18 protein-coding genes and 1 pseudogene are annotated in these 19,409 nt (G+C 47.0%); 11 read left to right on the top strand and 8 right to left on the bottom strand.

Features of this window, described 5'->3' with window-relative positions; genetic code table 11:
- From H595_RS0117195 to H595_RS0117185, 3 genes are all read left to right on the top strand, one after another.
- On the top strand, positions 1-287 hold a 287-nt coding region (locus tag H595_RS0117195; RefSeq protein WP_027672306.1), incomplete at its 5' end, for an IS66 family transposase.
- Between the two features lie 25 nt (positions 288-312).
- The gene (locus H595_RS0117190) at positions 313-1,353 is read left to right on the top strand and encodes an aspartyl protease family protein (RefSeq protein ID WP_027672305.1); all 1,041 of its coding nucleotides are present in this window, start codon (positions 313-315) and stop codon (positions 1,351-1,353) included.
- Between the two features lie 165 nt (positions 1,354-1,518).
- Positions 1,519-2,985, top strand: a complete 1,467-nt coding sequence (locus H595_RS0117185; RefSeq protein ID WP_027672304.1) for a serine hydrolase domain-containing protein — start codon at positions 1,519-1,521, stop codon at positions 2,983-2,985.
- Between the two features lie 88 nt (positions 2,986-3,073).
- On the opposite strand, the gene H595_RS0117180 is transcribed toward H595_RS0117185, so the two are convergent.
- Both H595_RS0117180 and H595_RS0117175 read right to left on the bottom strand, forming a co-directional pair.
- Complete coding sequence (locus tag H595_RS0117180) at positions 3,074-3,784, bottom strand: CPBP family intramembrane glutamic endopeptidase (protein ID WP_027672303.1); 711 nt, start codon at positions 3,782-3,784, stop codon at positions 3,074-3,076.
- A gap of 96 nt (positions 3,785-3,880) precedes the next feature.
- A complete protein-coding gene (locus H595_RS0117175; RefSeq protein WP_027672302.1) occupies positions 3,881-5,014 on the bottom strand; it encodes a helix-turn-helix domain-containing protein in 1,134 nt (377 codons plus the stop codon).
- Positions 5,015-5,501: 487 nt separating this feature from the next.
- On the opposite strand from H595_RS0117175, the gene H595_RS0117165 reads away from it, so the two are divergent.
- Both H595_RS0117165 and H595_RS0117160 read left to right on the top strand, forming a co-directional pair.
- Positions 5,502-6,665: a helix-turn-helix domain-containing protein gene (locus H595_RS0117165; protein WP_027672300.1), complete on the top strand. Its 1,164-nt coding sequence runs from the start codon at positions 5,502-5,504 to the stop codon at positions 6,663-6,665.
- A gap of 110 nt (positions 6,666-6,775) precedes the next feature.
- Positions 6,776-7,789 (top strand): CPBP family intramembrane glutamic endopeptidase, encoded by a 1,014-nt coding sequence (locus tag H595_RS0117160; RefSeq protein ID WP_027672299.1) that lies wholly within the window; start codon positions 6,776-6,778, stop codon positions 7,787-7,789.
- Between the two features lie 210 nt (positions 7,790-7,999).
- Here H595_RS0117160 and H595_RS0117150 read toward each other — a convergent pair whose 3' ends face one another.
- Positions 8,000-8,572 carry a CoA pyrophosphatase gene (locus tag H595_RS0117150; RefSeq protein WP_027672298.1) on the bottom strand — a complete coding sequence of 191 codons (573 nt, stop codon included), beginning with the start codon at positions 8,570-8,572 and terminating at the stop codon, positions 8,000-8,002.
- A 1-nt stretch (position 8,573) separates the two neighbouring features.
- Positions 8,574-9,953 (bottom strand): aminodeoxychorismate synthase component I, encoded by a 1,380-nt coding sequence (gene pabB, locus H595_RS0117145; protein ID WP_037055164.1) that lies wholly within the window; start codon positions 9,951-9,953, stop codon positions 8,574-8,576.
- Between the two features lie 99 nt (positions 9,954-10,052).
- On the opposite strand from pabB, the gene H595_RS0117140 reads away from it, so the two are divergent.
- From H595_RS0117140 to H595_RS0117120, 5 genes are all read left to right on the top strand, one after another.
- On the top strand, positions 10,053-11,582 hold the full coding sequence (locus H595_RS0117140) for a fumarate hydratase (RefSeq protein WP_027672296.1): 1,530 nt from the start codon (positions 10,053-10,055) through the stop codon (positions 11,580-11,582).
- 82 nt (positions 11,583-11,664) lie between these two features.
- On the top strand, positions 11,665-13,686 hold the full coding sequence (locus H595_RS0117135) for a S9 family peptidase (RefSeq protein WP_027672295.1): 2,022 nt from the start codon (positions 11,665-11,667) through the stop codon (positions 13,684-13,686).
- A 169-nt stretch (positions 13,687-13,855) separates the two neighbouring features.
- Entirely contained in the window at positions 13,856-14,212 is a 357-nt protein-coding gene (locus H595_RS0117130; protein ID WP_027672294.1) for an MmcQ/YjbR family DNA-binding protein, read from the top strand.
- An 11-nt stretch (positions 14,213-14,223) separates the two neighbouring features.
- Positions 14,224-15,414 (top strand): beta-ketothiolase BktB, encoded by a 1,191-nt coding sequence (gene bktB / locus H595_RS0117125; protein ID WP_027672293.1) that lies wholly within the window; start codon positions 14,224-14,226, stop codon positions 15,412-15,414.
- A gap of 64 nt (positions 15,415-15,478) precedes the next feature.
- On the top strand, positions 15,479-16,099 hold the full coding sequence (locus H595_RS0117120) for a DUF1287 domain-containing protein (protein ID WP_051219968.1): 621 nt from the start codon (positions 15,479-15,481) through the stop codon (positions 16,097-16,099).
- Positions 16,100-16,103: 4 nt separating this feature from the next.
- On the opposite strand, the gene H595_RS0117115 is transcribed toward H595_RS0117120, so the two are convergent.
- The 3 genes from H595_RS0117115 to H595_RS0117105 all read right to left on the bottom strand — a co-directional run bounded on the left by H595_RS0117115 (position 16,104) and on the right by H595_RS0117105 (position 18,345).
- On the bottom strand, positions 16,104-16,748 hold the full coding sequence (locus tag H595_RS0117115) for a DsbA family oxidoreductase (RefSeq protein WP_027672291.1): 645 nt from the start codon (positions 16,746-16,748) through the stop codon (positions 16,104-16,106).
- A complete protein-coding gene (locus H595_RS22715; RefSeq protein ID WP_169338564.1) occupies positions 16,729-17,364 on the bottom strand; it encodes a thiol:disulfide interchange protein DsbA/DsbL in 636 nt (211 codons plus the stop codon). The genes H595_RS0117115 and H595_RS22715 overlap by 20 nt, the downstream gene beginning before the upstream one ends.
- A gap of 108 nt (positions 17,365-17,472) precedes the next feature.
- The gene (locus H595_RS0117105; protein ID WP_027672290.1) at positions 17,473-18,345 is read right to left on the bottom strand and encodes a LysR substrate-binding domain-containing protein; all 873 of its coding nucleotides are present in this window, start codon (positions 18,343-18,345) and stop codon (positions 17,473-17,475) included.
- A 283-nt stretch (positions 18,346-18,628) separates the two neighbouring features.
- Here H595_RS0117105 and H595_RS22710 point away from each other — a divergent pair.
- Positions 18,629-19,108 (top strand): annotated as a pseudogene (locus tag H595_RS22710) (alcohol dehydrogenase catalytic domain-containing protein); the annotation flags it as partial.
- Between the two features lie 4 nt (positions 19,109-19,112).
- Here H595_RS22710 and H595_RS22705 read toward each other — a convergent pair.
- Positions 19,113-19,409, bottom strand: a 297-nt coding sequence (locus H595_RS22705) for an IS5/IS1182 family transposase (protein ID WP_027672410.1), incomplete at its 5' end; no start/stop codon positions are given.

Here is a 19,409-nt window from a genome sequence, read left to right as displayed (position 1 = left end):
CCTACAGCCTTAATCAATGGCCGAAGCTGATAGGTTATCTGGAAGATGGCAGGCTGAACATCGACAACAATCGCGCCGAACGTGCTATTAAGCCATTCGTCATCGGCCGTAAAGCCTGGCTGTTTGCAAACACCACATCAGGTGCCAACGCCAGTGCGACACTCTACAGCTTGGTCGAAACTGCCAAAATCAACGGATTAGAACCTTATGATTACCTGACCAGGTTGTTTAAAGAGCTGCCCACCGCAGATACACCAGACAAGCTGACAAAGCTGTTGCCATTCTGATCTACACGGCAATCACGCCGACGGTGTGGTTGCTGCAACGCTTACGTTCGATTACAAAAAAGATTTGATCATTGTGCAAGCCACTGTAGGCGCAAAGCCAGGACAATTTTTGTTGGATACGGCAGCATTTGATTCAAAAATTGAACGCTCTTTCGCAACGGCATTGAGCCTTAATCCAGTTACGACAAAAAAAGTTACTACAGCTCAAGGCGTTGATGGTGAAGTCTCGGTTACACAGATACCCGAGTTTGTATTGGGTCAAGCCAAGTTTACCAAAACAAGTGCCGGTATATTAACCTTTGGTGATACATCCGCAACACAGTGCATAGCTCCTCAAGGACTGATTGGCGCAAATTTAATGAGTAGAGGATATTGGAAGATTGACTACCAGGCACAAACGTTGTCGATCAGTGAGCACCCCTTGGCGCTCCCTGATAACGTAACAAAGCTTGACTTCAAGCACCCCACGTTATCTGCAGTGCCTGCCATTAAATTAAAAGTCGCCGGTTTAGAGGTTAGCGACGTACTGTTCGATACAGGTTACAACGGTGGTCTGGTATTACCCAGAAATTTAGCCGATCGCTTTGATTCCAGTTCTTCAATGAATATTCTTGATCAGTCCACGTCTGGAATTTTCGGTACTAAACAAGACGACATTGTTGTTAAACAACTCGACGTTGAAATTGGCGCAGCCTCTATGCGTATCCCTGTTGAATTCTCAAGTTTAGATAAAGCGTTGTTAGGCAACGATATCCTGGAGCACTTTGACGTCTACCTTGATTATCAGCAAGATGCCATTTACTTGCTGCAACGAACGGAAGTTGAAGTAGATTCACCAAGACCCTTTGTAGTGGGTATTGCAACCAATAACGAATGGGTCGTTAATCGCGCGCTAGCATCGCATCCGTTCAAACTTGGCGACCGCATTCGCACCATTAATGGCAAAAAACCAAACGATTTATACACCGATTTTTGTGACTATTTCCTCAACCTTGATCGTCTGCTTGGTAGCGATACTCTTAAGATTGAAACCATTGAAGGCGAAATAATAGAAATCAGGCAGTAGCCTTGCTGCTGCCCAGTTCTGGCAGGATTGGGAGAATAAGCTGATGCCCTTGAAGCAGTAACACACCTCGCTGCCACTGGAAGAGATATAACATGACTTCTGGCACATTTGGTTCGCTCCAGCCCAGTTTATCATGGCACTTTCTATACTATTTGGAACATGTTTATGAAATACCTGTTAATTGGCTTATTGCTAATTGTCACTCTGCATAGCCGCGCTGACACTGAACAAGCTATCGCACAGGCGCGATTTTTAATTAATGCCCACATGGAACAAACCGGCACACCCGGGGCGCAGGTGGCAGTGTGGCAGCATGGCACATTATTATGGTCTGAGGCATTTGGGCTGGCGAACCTTGAAAATAACCAGAAAATGACAACAGCAACACCTATGCGCATTGCCAGCATTTCTAAGTCATTAACTTCAGTAGTGCTGATGGAATTGGTTGAAGAGGGCAAACTACAACTAGATACACCTTTACACCAGTACTTACCCGGATTGCCTCTGGCGCTGCATCATGTAACGCTGCGCCAGCTAGCTGCTTCTGTTTCCGGGATAAGGCATTACGATGATACAGATAAAGTTAACCATACTCATTATGCCACTGCCAGGGCAGCCTTATCGCGCTTTATTAATGACCCACCGGAATTTAGCCCCGGTTCGCAATTTGGCTACTCAAGTTATGGTTGGGTAATTATTGCTGCGGTCATGGAACAGGTTACTGCTCAGCCGTTTAGCAGTCTAATGCAGCGTCACTGGCAACAGCAGCAGCTGCATAATACTTTTCTTGACCATACCCGGTTTCATCCTGCCGTGGTAAGTACACAATATGACTTACATCAACCGTCGTGGTGGCGCAGCTGGCTGCTGGGGGAGCAACCAACACGAATTGCTGCAGTCAGCGAAGATCGTAGCTTTATTTACCCCGGGGGCGGCTTTTTATCAACGGCTGAAGATCTGGTGCACTATGGCACCCGGCTGTTGCAAGGCCAGGTGCTGCAGCAAACCAGCGTCGATGAAATGTGGCAAAGCTATCGATTAGCTGATGGCAGTTTAACCCACTATGCGCTGGGCTGGGAAACCGGGAAAAACCGGCTTGGAAGCCGTGTTATTTTTCACTCAGGCAGTATGCCCTCTGCCAGAAGCCACCTGGTTATTTTTCCGAAGCACAAACTGGTTGTAGCGATACTAATGAACAGTGGTGAACACGTGTTCTTTAATGAACGTGAGGCACATACCGTTGCCGAATTGTTTATCGCCAATACCCAGCCAGACAATACCAACCTGATTACCGGTGAGTGGCAACTCTGTACTACGTCATTACGCAATACCGAAAGCTGTGGCCAATTGTCATTGCAAACAGATAGTGTAACCGGTCTGGTGTCAGGCGAAGTTGAATTTGTCAGAAGTGATAGCCGGCTGAAAATGCCGCTGGTGTTAACGACAAGCCACAATAAAGTCTTCACTATGGTAGCGGTTTCACCGATGTTTATTGATTTAAAACTGCAATTTGAACCAGGACAGCTGCTTGGGCATTGGTATCATGATTTTAATGTTAATGGGGCGACCGAAGTCGATGATTATTGGTTACCCAGAAAGGTAGTGGCGAACAGAGTTAACAGCAATCGCTGATATACCACTAAAAATATTGGGGCGAATTGTTTCGCCCCCTAATCAACCCTAATGAGTGACCCTTAGGGAACCCGTAAGTCACTTTCGATCAGCCTTTAACAACGGCGAGAGTAAACATAACGATGCCCAAGCCATTAAACACGGCGTGAATAACCAGTGCCGGGGTCATGCTTTGGGTTTTCTGGCTTATCCATGGCAAAATTAAGCAGCTTGGTAATAGCATTAACCATTCCCAAGGTTTCCAGCTATAAAATGATAACCATTGTAGGCCATGAATCATCCAGGTTTTTTTACCGTGTTGTAATTCTTGCCGGGGCTGGATCACTCCGCGCCACAGCACTTCTTCACCAACCACATTGATAAAAATGACGACTATCCGCCACAAAATCAGACCGTATAAGCCGGCGATAGTAATTTCAGGATCGAGATACCACAATGGCAGTGTGCCAAAATGGTTGTACACCCAGCGCACGGTAAAAAGTAAGCCCAGATAGCCAGCTAATGTTACGACAAGACCTACCAAGGTGAAGCCCCAATGTCGCAACGTTAGCGGGTGTAATCGTAAACGGGCTTTCAGCTCGGGCCAGGACCAACTGGATTGTTCTTGTTTAAGCATCCTCCAGGCTATGACAGGCAGCGGTAAAAAACCAATCAAGGTAACCAGATAAAAAGCATGCCAGAAAAACCATCCTTGTTCGATTAACCAAGGAAATACTAAGTAATACAGCAGACTAAAGTTTACTCCTAGTAGTACAAACAACAAAGTAGAGGGCAGCAGTGATAGTGGTTTTAACGACATAAGTAATTCCGGTAGTAAATTTACCGCTAACGTACTTAAAACAACCGGCTGTGACGTCCTAAAACGTAGATCAGGACATAATACGGGTGTAAAAACTTACTGAACATTGGTGGAGGCATGCTGCCGACGATAATTGGAGGGGGTTGTTTGGGCATATTTGTTAAAAGCACTATTAAATACTGATTTGCTGTTAAAACCAGACTGCATAGCAATGTCTAGCAAATTCAGTTCCGGCTGCTGTGTAATCAGGGTTTTGGCATGGCTAATGCGGCTACCATTTATATAATCATAAAAGGTTTTACCAAGTGTCTGGTTTAATGCCAAAGACACACGTTTCTGCGGCTGTTGTAGAATACGCGCTAGTCGATTAAGCGTTAAATTGGCATCCAGATACAATTTTTCGGCTTCAACCCGCTGTTGGATCAACTGTGCTGTTTGCTGTATTTGCGCGTCAGTGTAAGGGGTTGTGCTGGCAGCTTCATGCTCAGGTGGCGGCAGTATAATATCACGCTTGCCACTAGCAACAGCTTCAAGCACCAGAGCCAGAATAAACATCAGCTGTGCCACTATAAGTACCGAACTGATAGTGCTTTGCACAATGTTAATGTCAAACCAGGTCACCCAGGTCCACACCAGATGCACAACGATAATCAGTGCCAGCCATTGCAGGATATTTTTTAATCCTGCCAAGTTTTTATCTTCAACAAAAGAAAACCAATGCTTAAGCACTACCCCAAATTGCTGCAGCCTTTTAACGCACAGCCCCAAATAAAAAAGCAACACCAAATCGCCATAACTTGGCCAAAGAAGCATATTCAATGGTGTGAGCAGGCCGCCAGATTGCAGCATCTCGAGCTGATAAGGGGTGGTTTGCCACCACCAATAAGGTACTAAGTAAAGTACGGGCGGTAACGTTACTAAGGTGTGACGCAAGGCTCGGTAATTAAAACAACTAACGTTTTGTGCAGACGTCCGGGCAATCACGTAATGATAAATTAATGGCCCGAGCAACAAAAAAGTGACAGAGCCGATAAATAATAAACCGGGGTAAGTCTCCAGTAAGCCGGATACTTGCAACATGTCGTCAAGACGGGTGAAGATAAACAACACCAGTATTGCACTAAGTATGGCGATATGGGCAACCGGATACAGACGTTTAAGCTGTAACAATGCCAACAGTAAAGCGCATACCAAGGTGAAGCTTGAAAGCAATGATTCTGCTGTTAACATCTACCAGACTATTCCTTTGAATGCACCTGGCTTAGACGCTGCCATTTTTTGCCTCTGTGCCAAGTTAAGCCATTTAACAAAGGGAACAGTAAAAAGTAACTGTATCCAGCCCCCCCTATGTAGCGTATCGGCAAAAGCAGAGAGCTGAACACAACGGTTTTGGTATCCTCAAGGCCAAACCGCTGGCTCCACACTGAGTGCGTATGCCAAATACAGGTCATTCTTTCACCGCGCATGGTCCAGCTATGTTGATTGGTGTGGTTTGCGTCTGCCATATGACTGCTTATTATAGTGTCAGTGTCAGTGTCGTTGCCTACCCGAGTAGGTATTATTTTCCACTGGTTAGTATCAAGGGTAGCAAAGAATCGTACAATAGATCATCTGTTTAAATGTATTGCAACATTATGCGCTATTGAATTGCCCCGGCTGATGGTTTAGGTTGCTAGCGCTTAATGGCACTAAATTGTGTTTAAATGTAGAGAAGATCATGCTTAGTTTAGAGTCGGCGATCCTGATTATTGGTATTGTGCAAGGCGTTTTTCTGATACTTACGCTTATGGCAAAGTCATCTAATAAACATCAGGCTAATCGTTATTTAGTGCTGTTATTAAGCGCTTTTGTCATGGCGCTGTCTGCCCAATGGTTGTCGGTCTCGGGCTACGCCGACAACATGAAACCGCTGTTTGTCATCGCCAGCAGCGTAGTGTTTTTGTTTGGCCCCTTGTTATACTTTTACGTTAAAAGCTTAACGTTGTCAGCGGCTAAAGTCCGATTTTTTGGCGTGCCTCATCTCGTACCGTTTTGTTGTTACTTAGTGTTGGTGTCTTATGCTGTTTTTTTTAGCACGGCAGAGTTAAAAATTGTCACTGATGAATCATTAAGCGACTTTTCCGCTGCCCAGCTGTTACTACCCTTACTAAAATTGGCCCACGTTATCTGCTACACGGTTGTCTGCTTGGTTCTACTTATTCGCTATGCACGCCGCATCAAACAGTGTTTCTCTAATATTGATAACATCAATTTGCTCTGGTTACGCAACCTGGTTATTGGCTTTATTCTGTTTGAATCTGCATTAATAGCCGCACTGCTGTTCGATTTAAATGCCTTTGCGGTTGCATCCAATGCTGACACCATTTTGTCTTTTGTCTTAGTGTTACTCATTTTTATGACCGGTTTCTACGGCATGCACCAGCCCGCTATTTTGCAAATGCCGTTTGAATTTGAAACAAGCCCCCGCAACAACAGTGATAACAATATTGCAGCGCAAAACGATGACAAAATTGCCGGTCCGAAAAACCTGCGCCCTGAAGATATCAGTATGATCAGCAGTAAACTGGCAGCACTAACATCACAGCGTATTTATTTAGATCGTTTTCTTAATTTACAGACATTAAGTGATTCTGTTGGCGTGTCCCAACACAAGATGTCTGAATATCTTAATAGTCACATTGGCATGACCTTCTACGAATATGTCAATAAAGCCCGCATAGAAGATTCCAAACAGCGTTTAATTGAGTCGCAACAGTCTATTTTGGATATCGCGCTCGATGTCGGCTTTAATAATAAAGCCACTTTTAACAAAGCCTTTAAAAGCTTTGAATCTGCCACCCCCAGTGAATTTCGCCGTCGTAGTAAGGCGCAAGCCAGGTAAACATCGGCCGATTTTGCCGTAAATCAGCAAGCTTCGACCGAGAAAGACGCATCTTTATCAGGGGGCATTGATACTGCAACTTCACTAACGCAGACAATGGGTCATCTATCATGGAAAAAAACTATCCTCTACCACACCGCTTCTTCGCGCTTTGTGAAGTGCTGGCGGTGTTTTTTGCCGGTTCGCTACTGGCGCAAATGTTATTTCAACTGGCTGGCGTCACCGGGCATCCGTTGATGGCCTTAATGGGCGACAGCCCTGATATGGTCGCTATAGCGCTCGACCTGAGCAAGCTGCTTATGCTGCAATTTGCCGGTTGGTTTGCGCTTATAGTTTTTTTCAGCTGGATGAATAGCGAAAAACTCAAAGCAGAGCTTAAGCTGACACGGCATGGCTACCAGTTTATTCAGCTGGTTGTTATTGGTGTGCTGGCATGGTGTATAGGTGATATTGCCAACAAAGCCGTGTTTCTGCTTGATCAAACTTATGATCTGGGAACGTCTGTGCCATGGCGGGAAGCTTTGCTAAATGGAGAAAAGACAACTGGCTGGTGGCTGGTAATGTTTGTCGGCAGCTTCGGCTTGATCCCAGTATTAGAAGAAATACTCTGGCGTGGTTATGTGCAGTCGAAGTTGATCCGTTTCTTTTCGCCAGTGGTGGGTATCGTCATTACTGCAGGCTTATTTGTATTTAGCCATGCGCAATATCATCAGCTCGACCTTTATCATGCCTCGACCATTATTGGTTTAACAATCAGTGCCCTGGCGCTGGGCTGGATCACCCATAAAACCGGGTCTATCATTCCGGCCATTGTGATGCACGCCTTGCTGAATTTCCCCACTGCCGGGCTGTTTCTCTACGTTACCATCGGCCTTATGGTGGGTATTAGCGCTTGGCAATGGCAGCGTATTAGAGCGTTTTTCGCCGATGTGTTGCAGCCTCAGGCCTTTACGCATTTCAGCCTGACAAACGTTGCGCTGCTACTTGCTGGTGTTGCTGCCATGTTTACCCTGTCGCAAGCCCCGGCGTTAATCCTAAAACTAAGCATTGCCTGTGTGGCTATCGCCGTTGTCGCGTCAATCGCAGGCCTGGTAAAACGACTGCGCAATAAATCGCCAGTTTAGTTATGCAATCGGCGGGGGCAAGTTCTCCCGCCAGAACCAATAGGGTCAAAGTGATTGAAAAAAGCCTTTTCTGATGAGTTTAGTCGCTATTTAACCGACAAGAACCGAAGTACTTTTAGTGCGGCCAGCGGTTTTGCTGATCTTAATCAGGCTGAAAAAAGGCTGTAATAAAGAGGCGAAGCAAATAAACTCCCAATTGTCTGCACTGCGTTAGCTTCGATCCGCTGCCAATTGCAGACACAACCTATGTAAAATGGCGGCAGTAGCGCCCCAGATAAACTTATCCTGATACGGCATGGCATGCAGGTGTTGCAGTTTACCGCGTAGTGGCAGGCTAAACTGATGGCGGTTTTCTTGCGCTAAAAAATGCGTTAACGGCACTTCAAAAATACCGGCGACTTCGTCAGCTTGTAATTTCCAGCTGCGCTGCGGTTTTAGCAGGCCTACCCAGGGCTGAATGGTAAAACCGGTGCTGGTGGCTTGCATGGGTAGGCGGCCTAGCAATTCAACTTCAGTGGGAAGCAGGCCAATTTCTTCGTTTGCTTCACGCAAGGCAGCATCCGCGCTTAACTCGTTTAGCTCAATGCGGCCACCGGGAAAGCTAATTTGGCCAGGATGATGGCGCAAGTGCAGTGCGCGCTGGGTAAATAAAATATGCAGTTTGTCGCCGTAATCAATAACCGGTACTAATACAGCTGCCTGTTGTTCGTCGGTGCTTGGAATAGAGCCAGCTTTGGCCGCAGGTTGTAGTAAAAAGCGATAACGAAACTCTGCAACCTGCATGTTATTGTGCCTGCTGTGCTAAAACCGGCAATATCTTATTCACTTTATCTAGGGTTTCCTGGTACTCGCTGTCGGCATCAGAGTCGGCCACTATGCCGCCACCGGCCTGGCAGTAAATGTGGCCTTCACTACAAATAAGCGTGCGAATGGCAATATTGGTATCCATGTCGCCGTTGCTGTTAATGTAACCAATAGCACCACAGTAAACCGAGCGCCGTTGTGGTTCGAGTTGCTCAATAATTTGCATCGCACGTACTTTGGGGGCGCCGGTGATAGACCCTCCCGGGAAAGCCCCGCGCAGCAAATCACTGGCGTTATATTGAGGTGACAAGGTACCGGTAACGGTACTGACTAAATGATGCACCGCCGGAAAGCTTTCAACGGCAAACAGTTGCGGCACGGCAACGCTGCCTGGTTGGCAAACTTTGCCTAAATCATTGCGCAGCAGGTCAACTATCATCACGTTTTCGGCCCTGTCTTTGGGCGATAGCTGCAGTGCGTCGGCTTCTGTTGCATCTGTTTGCGGACAGGTACCACGCGGGCGGGTGCCTTTAATGGGTTTAGTTTCAACCTGGCTACCCTGTAGTTGTAAAAAACGCTCTGGCGAGATACTGAGTACTGCGCCTTGTGGCAGGCGGATAAAAGCAGAAAAAGGTGCGGCGTTTTTATCCCGTAGTTGCAAATAGGCTTGCCACTCATCCCCTTGATAACACGCGCTAAAACGTTGGGTAAGATTAATCTGATAACAATCGCCACTTAGCAGATACTGCTGCACCTGATTAAAACGCTGCACATAACCGGCTTTGTCCATATTAGCCTGCCAGCTACTGGTTAAACTAAATGTATTATTTGGCGCTTCGGTATGCTGCAGTTTTTGCTGTAGCTTGGCCCACGCTTGCTCTGCATTGCCATAATAATCTACATACCACAGCTGCTGTTGCTGTTTATCCAGCACCAGTGCCCAGCTATACAGGCCAACAGCCAAATCTGGAAGGGCGATATCGGCATTAGCGGTGGCGGGTAGTTTTTCTATGTAGCGGCCTAAATCGTAGCCAAAATAGCCTAAAGCGCCGCCTATAAAAGGCAGGGTGCTGGATGTTTTATCCGGAAAGTAGCGCTTTAATGCGCAGTTAAGCACGGTGAAAGGGTCTTCATTGTAACTATGTGCGCCGTGTTCATCGGTTAAAATGCTAATGCCCGCTTTGGCTTCCAGCGTGGCCAGTGGCTGTGCGACTAAGATGTCATAGCGGCTGTTTACGTGCTCTGGCGCTGCCGAATCGAGCAGCATCGCCCAGGGTTGACCGGCAAAATGGCTGAACAATGCCAGTAAGTTATCCGGTGTTTTGCCAAAGATTTCAGATGGAATAAGGTACTGCTGCATGAATGGGACTAGCCGCTGTTTCTGTTGCGCGCTATCATACCAGCACCGACACTAATAGTTAAACACGGCGCTGTGAATGGCGTCAGAGGATAGATAAACATGACGGTTATTCGCCAGCAAGACTTTATCGATAGCATTGAAGATGCATTGCAGTACATTTCCTATTATCACCCGTTGGATTTTATCAAAGCACTGGAAGTGGCATACCACAAAGAGCAAAACCAGGCGGCGAAAGACGCTATTGCGCAAATTTTAATTAACTCGCGTATGTCTGCCGAGGGCCACAGGCCAATTTGTCAGGACACTGGTATTGTGACTTGTTTTGTAAAAGTTGGTATGGACGTCAAATGGGATAAAACCGATATGACGGTGCAGCAGATGGTAGACGAAGGCACCCGTCGTGCTTATTTAAATCCGGATAACCCACTGCGAGCCTCTATTGTGGCTGACCCTGCCGGTGCGCGTAAAAATACTAAAGACAATACGCCTGCTGTAGTGCACATCGATTTGGTGACTGGCCACCATGTTGAAGTGATGATTGCCGCCAAAGGCGGTGGCTCTGAGAACAAAACCAAGATGGCCATGCTAAACCCGTCAGACTCTATTGTTGATTGGGTGCTGGAAACCCTGCCAAAAATGGGCGCGGGCTGGTGTCCACCGGGTATGTTAGGCATAGGCATTGGCGGCACAGCAGAAAAAGCCGCGGTGCTGGCTAAAGAGTCGTTAATGGAGCCGGTAGATATTCAGGATCTTATTGCTAAAGGCGCCGAAACAGCCGATGAAAAACTGCGTTTAGAGCTATATGAAAAAGTAAACAAATTGGGCATTGGTGCCCAGGGGCTTGGCGGTTTAACCACAGTAGTGGATGTTAAAATTAACAGCGTGCCGACGCATGCTGCGTCATTGCCTGTGGTGATGATCCCTAACTGCGCCGCTACGCGCCATCTGCATTTTCACCTTGATGGCAGCGGCCCGGCCGATATTCAGCCACCCAAACTGGAAGACTGGCCACAGGTGACCTGGGAGCTTGGTAGCAATGTACGCCGGGTGAACTTAGATACGGTAACACCCGCAGATGTTTTAGAGTGGAAAGCCGGTGAAACGGTATTGCTTAGCGGTAAAATGCTTACCGGCCGTGATGCGGCGCATAAACGTATTGCCGATATGCTAAATAAAGGCGAAGCACTACCCGATGGTGTTGATTTTAAAAACCGTTTTATTTACTACGTTGGCCCGGTAGATGCGGTAGGTGACGAAGTGGTTGGCCCGGCAGGCCCAACAACGGCGACAAGGATGGATAAATTTACCGACATGATGCTGTCACAAACCGGTCTGCTGGGAATGATTGGTAAATCAGAGCGCGGCGATAAAACCGTTGCCAGTATTAAGCAGCACAAAGCGGTGTATTTAATGGCGGTGGGCGGTGCGGCCTATTTGGTTTCAAAAGCCATTAAAAAGTCACGTGTAGTGGCGTTTGCCGATTTAGGTATGGAAGCCATATACGAATTTGACGTACAAGACATGCCAGTTACGGTAGCGGTAGATTCCAATGGTAACAACGTGCACCAGCAGGGGCCGGCTATCTGGAAAGTAAATATTGAAAATATGGATACGGCGCCTAAGGCCTGATCCAGCAAAGGCCACAGCGAAACTGTGGCCTTTATTTTATCTGCCTCAATATTGGTAATAAATACATAATCAAGGGAATAGCATGAAGAAGACCTTAGTAGCGCTGTCGGTGCTATGCAGTTATGCCGCAATGGCAAAAGGCCCACTGACCGTAGAGCATTTAAACCAGTTTAATAAATTACACGATGTTGTCTTGTCTGCCGATGGCCGTTTTGTTGCCTACGGCCAGACCAACGCAGGTTTTAGTCCAGCAGACAGCACAAGTGATCTGTACTTAATGGATTTATCCAACCTGAATAAAGTGAGCCGATTAACGCAAAGTGCTGGCCGCGAAAGCCAGTTACAGTGGGCCGCTGATGGTCAAAGTTTGTACTTTGTTGCCAACCGCAGCGGCACAAATCAAGTGTGGAAGTTACCATTGTATGGTGGCGAAGCGCTGCAAGTAACCGATCTGCCACTTGAAGTGGAAGGTTTTAAGGTGTCTTCAGATGGTAAGAAAATCGCGCTGTCGCTGTCGGTAAAGCCAGGCTGTCAAAATCTGCAATGTACGATAGATGCTAAAGCCGCTGATGCTGCGAAAAAAGACACCGCCATGGTGTATGATCAGTTAATGGTAAGGCATTGGGATCACTGGTTAACGCCGTATCGCAGCCATTTGCATGTTGCGGCGCTTGGCAAAGAGGCAGTGAAAGACGCTACTAACCTGATGAGCGAGTGGAATACCGATATTGCCGGCATGAAAGAAGTTTCTTTTACCCCTGATAATGCCCGTTTAGTGTTCAGTGCCAAGATCCCAGCTACGGATCAAGCATGGCATACTAATTATGATATTTTTATGGTGCCGGTAACCGGTGGCGAAAAGCAAAATTTAACCGCGGCAAATCCGGCTTGGGATGCACAGCCCTCTTTTTCGGCTGACGGCCGTTTTATGGCATATAAAGCCATGACCAAACCGCAAGCCGAGGCTGACAAATTTGGCTTAATGCTGTTGGATATGGTGACCGGGCAGCGTAAAGCGCTGGCACCGGAGTTTGACCGCTCTGTTAGCGATTACAAATTTGGTGCGGATAATCGCACGCTTTATGTTACCACTCAGGATGTTGGTCAATACAGTATCTTCGCGATTAACACCAGCTTTGGTGATCATCGCAAACTATTTGGCGACGGTACCGCCGGAGCGCTTAACGTTGCCAGCGATAAAATTGTGTTTACCAATCATAAGCTGGATATGCCGGCAGAGGTGTTTCAGTTAAACCTGGATGGCAGCAATTTAACCCAGCTTACCGATATAAACGCCGCCTGGCGTGAACAGGTCCAGTTTGGTGATTATGAGCAATTTAGTTTTAAAGGCGCTAACGACGACACCGTTTACGGCTACTTGGTAAAGCCATGGAACTTTGACGCTAAGAAAAAATACCCAATGGCGTTTTTAGTGCATGGCGGGCCGCAAGGCAGTTTTGGCAATATGTTTAATGAGCGCTGGAATGCGCAAATGTATGCCGCCCAAGGCTATGCGGTAGTGATGGTAGATTTCCATGGTTCAACCGGCTATGGCCAGGCCTTTACGGATTCTATCAGCCGTGATTGGGGCGGTAAGCCTCTGGAAGATTTAAAGAAAGGTTTTGAGTATATTGTTAAAGCCCAGCCCTGGATTGATGGCGACCGTGCTTGTGCATTGGGTGCATCTTACGGTGGTTATATGATGAACTGGATAGCTGGTAACTGGCCAACCGGTTTTAAATGTTTGGTAAACCATGCGGGTTTGTATGATATGCCAAGCTTTTACGGCAGCACAGAAGAGCTGTGGTTTCCTGAGTTTGATTTAGGCGGCCCGGCTTGGCAGCCTGAGTCTGACTATCAGAAGTTTAACCCAGCCGCCCATGCGGATAAATGGCAAACGCCGATGTTGGTTATTCATGGTTTAAAAGACTACCGCGTGCCATATGCGCAGGGTTTAGGGGCTTTTACTAACTTGCAGCGCAAGGGTATCGATTCGCGCTTAGTGATTTTCCCGGATGAAAACCACTGGATCTTAAATAAAGATAACCGCGTGCGCTGGTACAACGAAGTGTTTCAGTGGCTGGATAAATACACAAAGCAGTAGTGAAAAAATAGCAAGACAGGGGAAACCTGACTGCGACAAGAAGGCCGGCTTGTGCTAAACCAACCGTTAAAGGCATGGATGCCTGAATCGAGCCTACAGGGATGTATTCACGGCGTGTTGGTGTGTACAAACCGGCCTTCTTTTTACATCACTATACCAGGAGCTATTTATGGCTTTCGATTTTCAGCAATGCCGCGATTATTGCCTGATGCAACTGCAAAGCATTGAGAACTTCACGTTTGGCCCGGATATCTATGTTTATAAAGTGGGCAAAATATTCGCAATTTTAAGCGAGAAAGATGGCGTAGCCAGGGTCAATTTAAAGTGCGATCCGGCTGAAGCCATGATGCTGCGTGATATTTTTCCGGCCATCACGCCCGGCTACCATATGAACAAACAGCACTGGAATACCGTGTTGCTTGATGGCAGCGTGCCGGAAAATGAGATAAAACGACAGATTGAAAATTCCTATCAGTTAGTTGTTAAAAGCCTGCCAAAGGCAAAAAGACCGCAATTAGTAAACTAGAGGTAGTAGGCATGAAAATATCAGAGGTGGTTATTTTAGCCGGTGCCCGCACCGCTATTGGTAGCTTTGGCGGTAGTTTAGCCAGTTTTAGTCCGGCGCAGCTGGGTACTGCTGTGGCCAAAGAGGCTATCAGCCGCTCGGGGCTTACTGCGTTTGACGTTGACCATGCGGTATTTGGCCATATTATTACTACCAGCGCTGAAGATGCCTATTTAGCTAGGCATATTGCGTTAAATGCGGGGATGCCGCCAACCTCTGCGGCCTTTAATGTTAACCGCTTGTGTGGCTCGGCAGTGCAATCGGTCATTTCGGCGGCGCAACTGATACAGCTGGGGCAAAGCAGTATTGCATTGGCAGGTGGCGCAGAAAGCATGAGTAACGGTGCTTACTTGTTACCCAATGTGCGCCGTGGTTTAAAAATGGGGCACGCGGGCATTACCGATCTCACCCTGGGTATTTTAACTGACCCCTTTGGCAGCGGTCATATGGGCATTACAGCTGAAACCATCGCCGCGCAGTATGGCTTTAGCCGTACTGATTTAGACAACTTTGCTGTACAAAGCCAACAGCGAGCGGCGTTTGCGCAGCAACAGGGGTATTTTGACAGCCAAATTGTGCCGTTAACGGTGAAAATTGGCCGAACCGACAGCGTTTTTCACCGTGATGAGCATATTCGCGCTGACACCAGCTTGGATAGCCTGAGTAAACTTAAAGCTGCGTTTAAACGAGACGGCATTGTTACTGCGGGCAATGCTTCTGGCTTAAATGATGGTGCTGCAGCGTTGCTGATAACTAGCCAAGCCGAGGCCGATAAACGAGGCCTTAAGCCACAAGCACGAATTTTGGGGTATGCTTTTGCTGGTGTAGAGCCAGGCGTAATGGGGTTGGGGCCAATACCGGCCGTGCAGCAAGTGCTGGCAGAAACGGGTTTAACAGTAGCTGATATTGATGTAATTGAATCAAATGAGGCGTTTGCATCCCAGGCGATGGCGGTAAGCCAATCATTGGGTTTAAATCCTGCCAAAGTGAACCCCAATGGTGGTGCTATTGCACTGGGGCATCCGGTAGGCGCTACGGGTTCTATTTTGATCATTAAGTTACTTGCCGAACTTGAGCGCACCGGCGGACGCTATGGTTTAGTTACTATGTGTATAGGTGGCGGCCAGGGCATTGCGCTGCTGGTTGAATCATTGTTGCAATAAAGTGAACTTTACGTAGTTTGGTAGGCCCTACAGCTGATATTAATGGCCTTACAAGGAGTGGTTTATGCCGGGGTCAGCTTTGCACCATTACATAAAAATCGCGATTTTACTGCTGTGTATAGTGCCAGGGTACAGCGTTGCCCAAACGTTTAGTGAGCAGTTAGTTGCAGCGGCGCTTCAACGCACTGAGCATCAGGTACGTTATGATGGCCGCTATTTACGTATTGCTTACCCTAACGGTGATGTACCAGCTGATATTGGCGTCTGTACGGATGTGGTGATCCGTAGCTACCGCACTTTAGGTATTGATTTGCAGCAATGGGTTCATGAAGACATGCGCGATAACTTTATGGCGTATCCGTCAAAACGAATTTGGGGCCTAACCAAACCTGACAGCAATATTGATCACCGCAGAGTACCAAACTTGCAAGTGTTTTTTAGCCGTCATGGTGAGTCACTGCCTCTCAGTAACCGGGGTAATGATTACCTGCCCGGAGACGTCGTTAGCTGGATATTACCAGGGAATTTGCCGCACATCGGTATTGTCGTAGACCAACGATCAATCGACGGCGAGCGGCCGTTAATTGTGCATAATATTGGTGCCGGGCCGGTTCTGGCCGATATGCTATTTGACTATAACATTACCGGCCACTATCGATTTGCTCCCAAGGTACTTGCACCTTAACAGCCTAAGCCATTTCGTTGGCAATTTGTCTTAGGCTGGCAGCCAATTGTGCTGGCTCCTGCGCACCTGAAATCAAATACTTGTTATTAATTATAAAAGCCGGTACCGATGAAACACCCGCCTGCTGGTATTTAGCAATGTCGCTTTTCACAGTGTCACTGTATTCATCTGTCTGCAAAATGCGAGCGGCATCGACGCTATTTAGGCCTGCCTGAACTGCACACTCTGCCAAAATTGTGGCATCAGACACATCTTTAGCTTCACCAAAATAGGCGTTAAACAGCGCCAGCTTCATTGCGGTGGCTTTTTGCTGTGTTGCTGCCCATTTCACCAGTCGGTGCGCATCAAAGGTATTGCAGGTAAAGCGTTGTTGTAGCTTACTAAAATTGATTCCAAGCTCCGTTGCAATGTGCATCATGTTGCTTTGTGCTGCACGCATTTCGTCTTCACTGCGACCATATTTACGGCTTAATGCCGGTAGGATGGGTTCTTGCGGTGCGTTTTTGTCTGGATTTAATTCAAAGGCATGCCATTGCAGATCTACATTCAGCTCGGGTAAGGTTGCCAGTGCCTGCTCCAGCCTGGCGTAGCCAATAGCACACCAGGGGCAGGCAATGTCAGAAACCAGATCAATCTTCAGTGTTTGCATTAGCAGTGTCCTGTGCCGGTAATGTAAGCACATGATTAACTAAGGCGATGAATTCCGCCTGCGTTTTAACTGACGTAACGATAATTTTGTATTTACCGTTGATGATAAAACTTGGTACTGAGTTAATCGCATAAGTTTGCTGCCAAGTGTTGAACTGCATAACTTGGTTTAAGACCGGCACACTGTCGATATTGTTATCAAAGGTCGTTGCGTCTATGCCTTGCTCGACAAACAGTTGTCGTACTGCATTACGGTCACGTGGCGCTTTACGTTGCTGATGAATGACATTAAACAGTGCCGGTGTAATGTTATCTTCTGCTGCCAATGTTAACGCAAGGGCATACGCTTTTTGTAATTCTGGCCCCATGTCGGCACCAATAAAGGGTACCGGAGCACGAATAAAGCTGGCATCTTCAGGCAGTGTTGCTTTTAGCGCCTGAACTACAGGTTCAAAATTGTAGCAATACGGACAGTAGTAAGAGAAAAATTCCAGAACCTGTTTTGACTCGGTACGCGGAGTCTCTAACGTTTGATAATGCACACCGTCGCTGTAAGTTTCAGCGAAGCTCAAAGGGGTAAATAACATAACAGCGATGAGGCAAAGCAATTTTTTCATAAGTTTATCCGCAAAGTTATCTAAAGTAGCCATCATAAAGCAGCTTTTGGTGTAAGCCAAATTTGGCGTTGGTTATGACGTTTGCTCCGGTAAAATTTTGTTAAACCACTACAAAGCTAAGTGATTAGATAGAAAATCCACTAACACCCTAACTTTGGCTGATAAATGCCGGTTTTGTGGGTAGATGGCCCAGATGCCATCGTCAGGCTGGCGTATATCATCTAACACGGAGAGCAGGCTGTTGTTTTGTAATTGGTCACGCACATAGTAATCCGGCAGTTGTACCAGACCCAATCCTTTTAACGCGGCATCAAGCAGCGCCACACCGCTATTACATAAAATTCTACCCTGTGGTTTAAAAGTGGTTATTTTTCCGCTTTGGTTAAAACGCCACACGGATAATGTGCCGGTTAAGCACTGATGGTGCGATAAGTCTGCAATTGACGTTGGCAAACCAAACTTTTGCAAATAATCAGGGGCTGCAACAACATATTGAGTGCGGCTAGCGAGTTTTTTGGCAATTAAACTGGAGTCTTCTAATTGCCCTAGCCTAATGGCTAAATCAAAACCGGCTTGGACTAAATCAAGACGATTATTGGTTAGATGCAGCTCCAATTCGGTATCGGGGAAACGCTGAAGAAAGTCATGTAGTAAGGGGGCTATGCGGGTTTCACCGTAATAGACCGGCGCGGTAATCTTTATTAAACCACGCGGCGTGGCGTTTAAATTAGCTAAGGTACGATTAGCTTCTTCTAAGCTACTCACTAAATGCCGGCAATGCTGCAAATACAATTGACCTTCTTCGGTTAGGCTAACGCTGCGCGTGCTGCGATACAGCAGTTTTATCGCCAAACTGGCTTCAAGTTCGGCGATATTGCGGCTTACTTGCGCCACTGAGATGTTTAATTGCTTTGCAGCTTTGGTAAAGCTTTGCAGCTCTGCCACGGCGACAAATTCACTAATGCCAATCCACTGTTTCACTAAGCCCCTCTGCTCCGTTAACCGGCTGCTTGCGTTACAACGCCCGCCCTGGCTCGCCACAGCAACTCGCCCTAATGCCTGCGGCAGGGCTCAGACACTCTGTGGCGACCAAAACGGGGTTCTAACCGCAGCCTATTGCTTGTTAAGTTTTGCATATATGAAAAACTGATTTGCATTTTAGGGGTATTCATACTGATATGGCAAAAATAAAAATCAGGTTACACTTGCTGGTAACAGATTTTTGCCCTGTGCGAACAACAAAAAGGACAACCTGATGCAAATGATCAAAACACGCGCTGCTGTGGCCTGGGGCCCCGGCCAGCCATTATCGATTGAAGAAGTGGATTTAATGCCACCGCAAAAAGGCGAAGTGCTGGTTAAAATTATTGCCACCGGCGTGTGCCACACCGATGCTTTTACGCTGTCGGGTGAAGATCCGGAAGGTATTTTCCCCGCAATTTTAGGCCATGAAGGTGGCGGTATTGTGGAAGCTGTAGGCGAGGGCGTAACCTCGGTTGCGGTGGGCGACCATGTTATTCCGCTGTATACACCTGAGTGTGGCAAATGTAAGTTTTGTTTATCAGGTAAAACTAACCTGTGTCAGGCCATTCGCGCTACCCAAGGTAAGGGCTTAATGCCAGACGGCACTACGCGATTTTCAAAAGACGGTAAGCCAATATATCACTACATGGGCACTTCGACCTTTTCTGAATACACGGTACTGCCTGAAATTTCATTAGGGCCTGTTGATCTTTGCTGTTTATAATTCAGCCAACCCACATTGGCAGCCATAATAGACAGCAAGCCAAGGCAAGTGTACTTGCATAATTCCGGGCCAATTTATCATACCGGGTTGCTACTGAACGGTAATGTTTTAGCCTGGCAAACACGTTCTCTACTAAATGGCGATATTTGTACAGACACCAATCAATATCGCCATTTCCAATTTTTGAATTACGTTTACGCGGTATCGTTGGGACGCCATTTTTCGCTCGGATCTGCTCCCGTACTTTCTCACTGTCATAGCCCCGGTCTGCGATAACATGCTCGGCATCAGGCAGTTG

It is taken from the genome of Rheinheimera baltica DSM 14885 (assembly GCF_000425345.1).
Classification (GTDB): domain Bacteria; phylum Pseudomonadota; class Gammaproteobacteria; order Enterobacterales; family Alteromonadaceae; genus Alishewanella; species Alishewanella baltica.
This window is presented reverse-complemented; position numbering and strand designations above follow the sequence as displayed.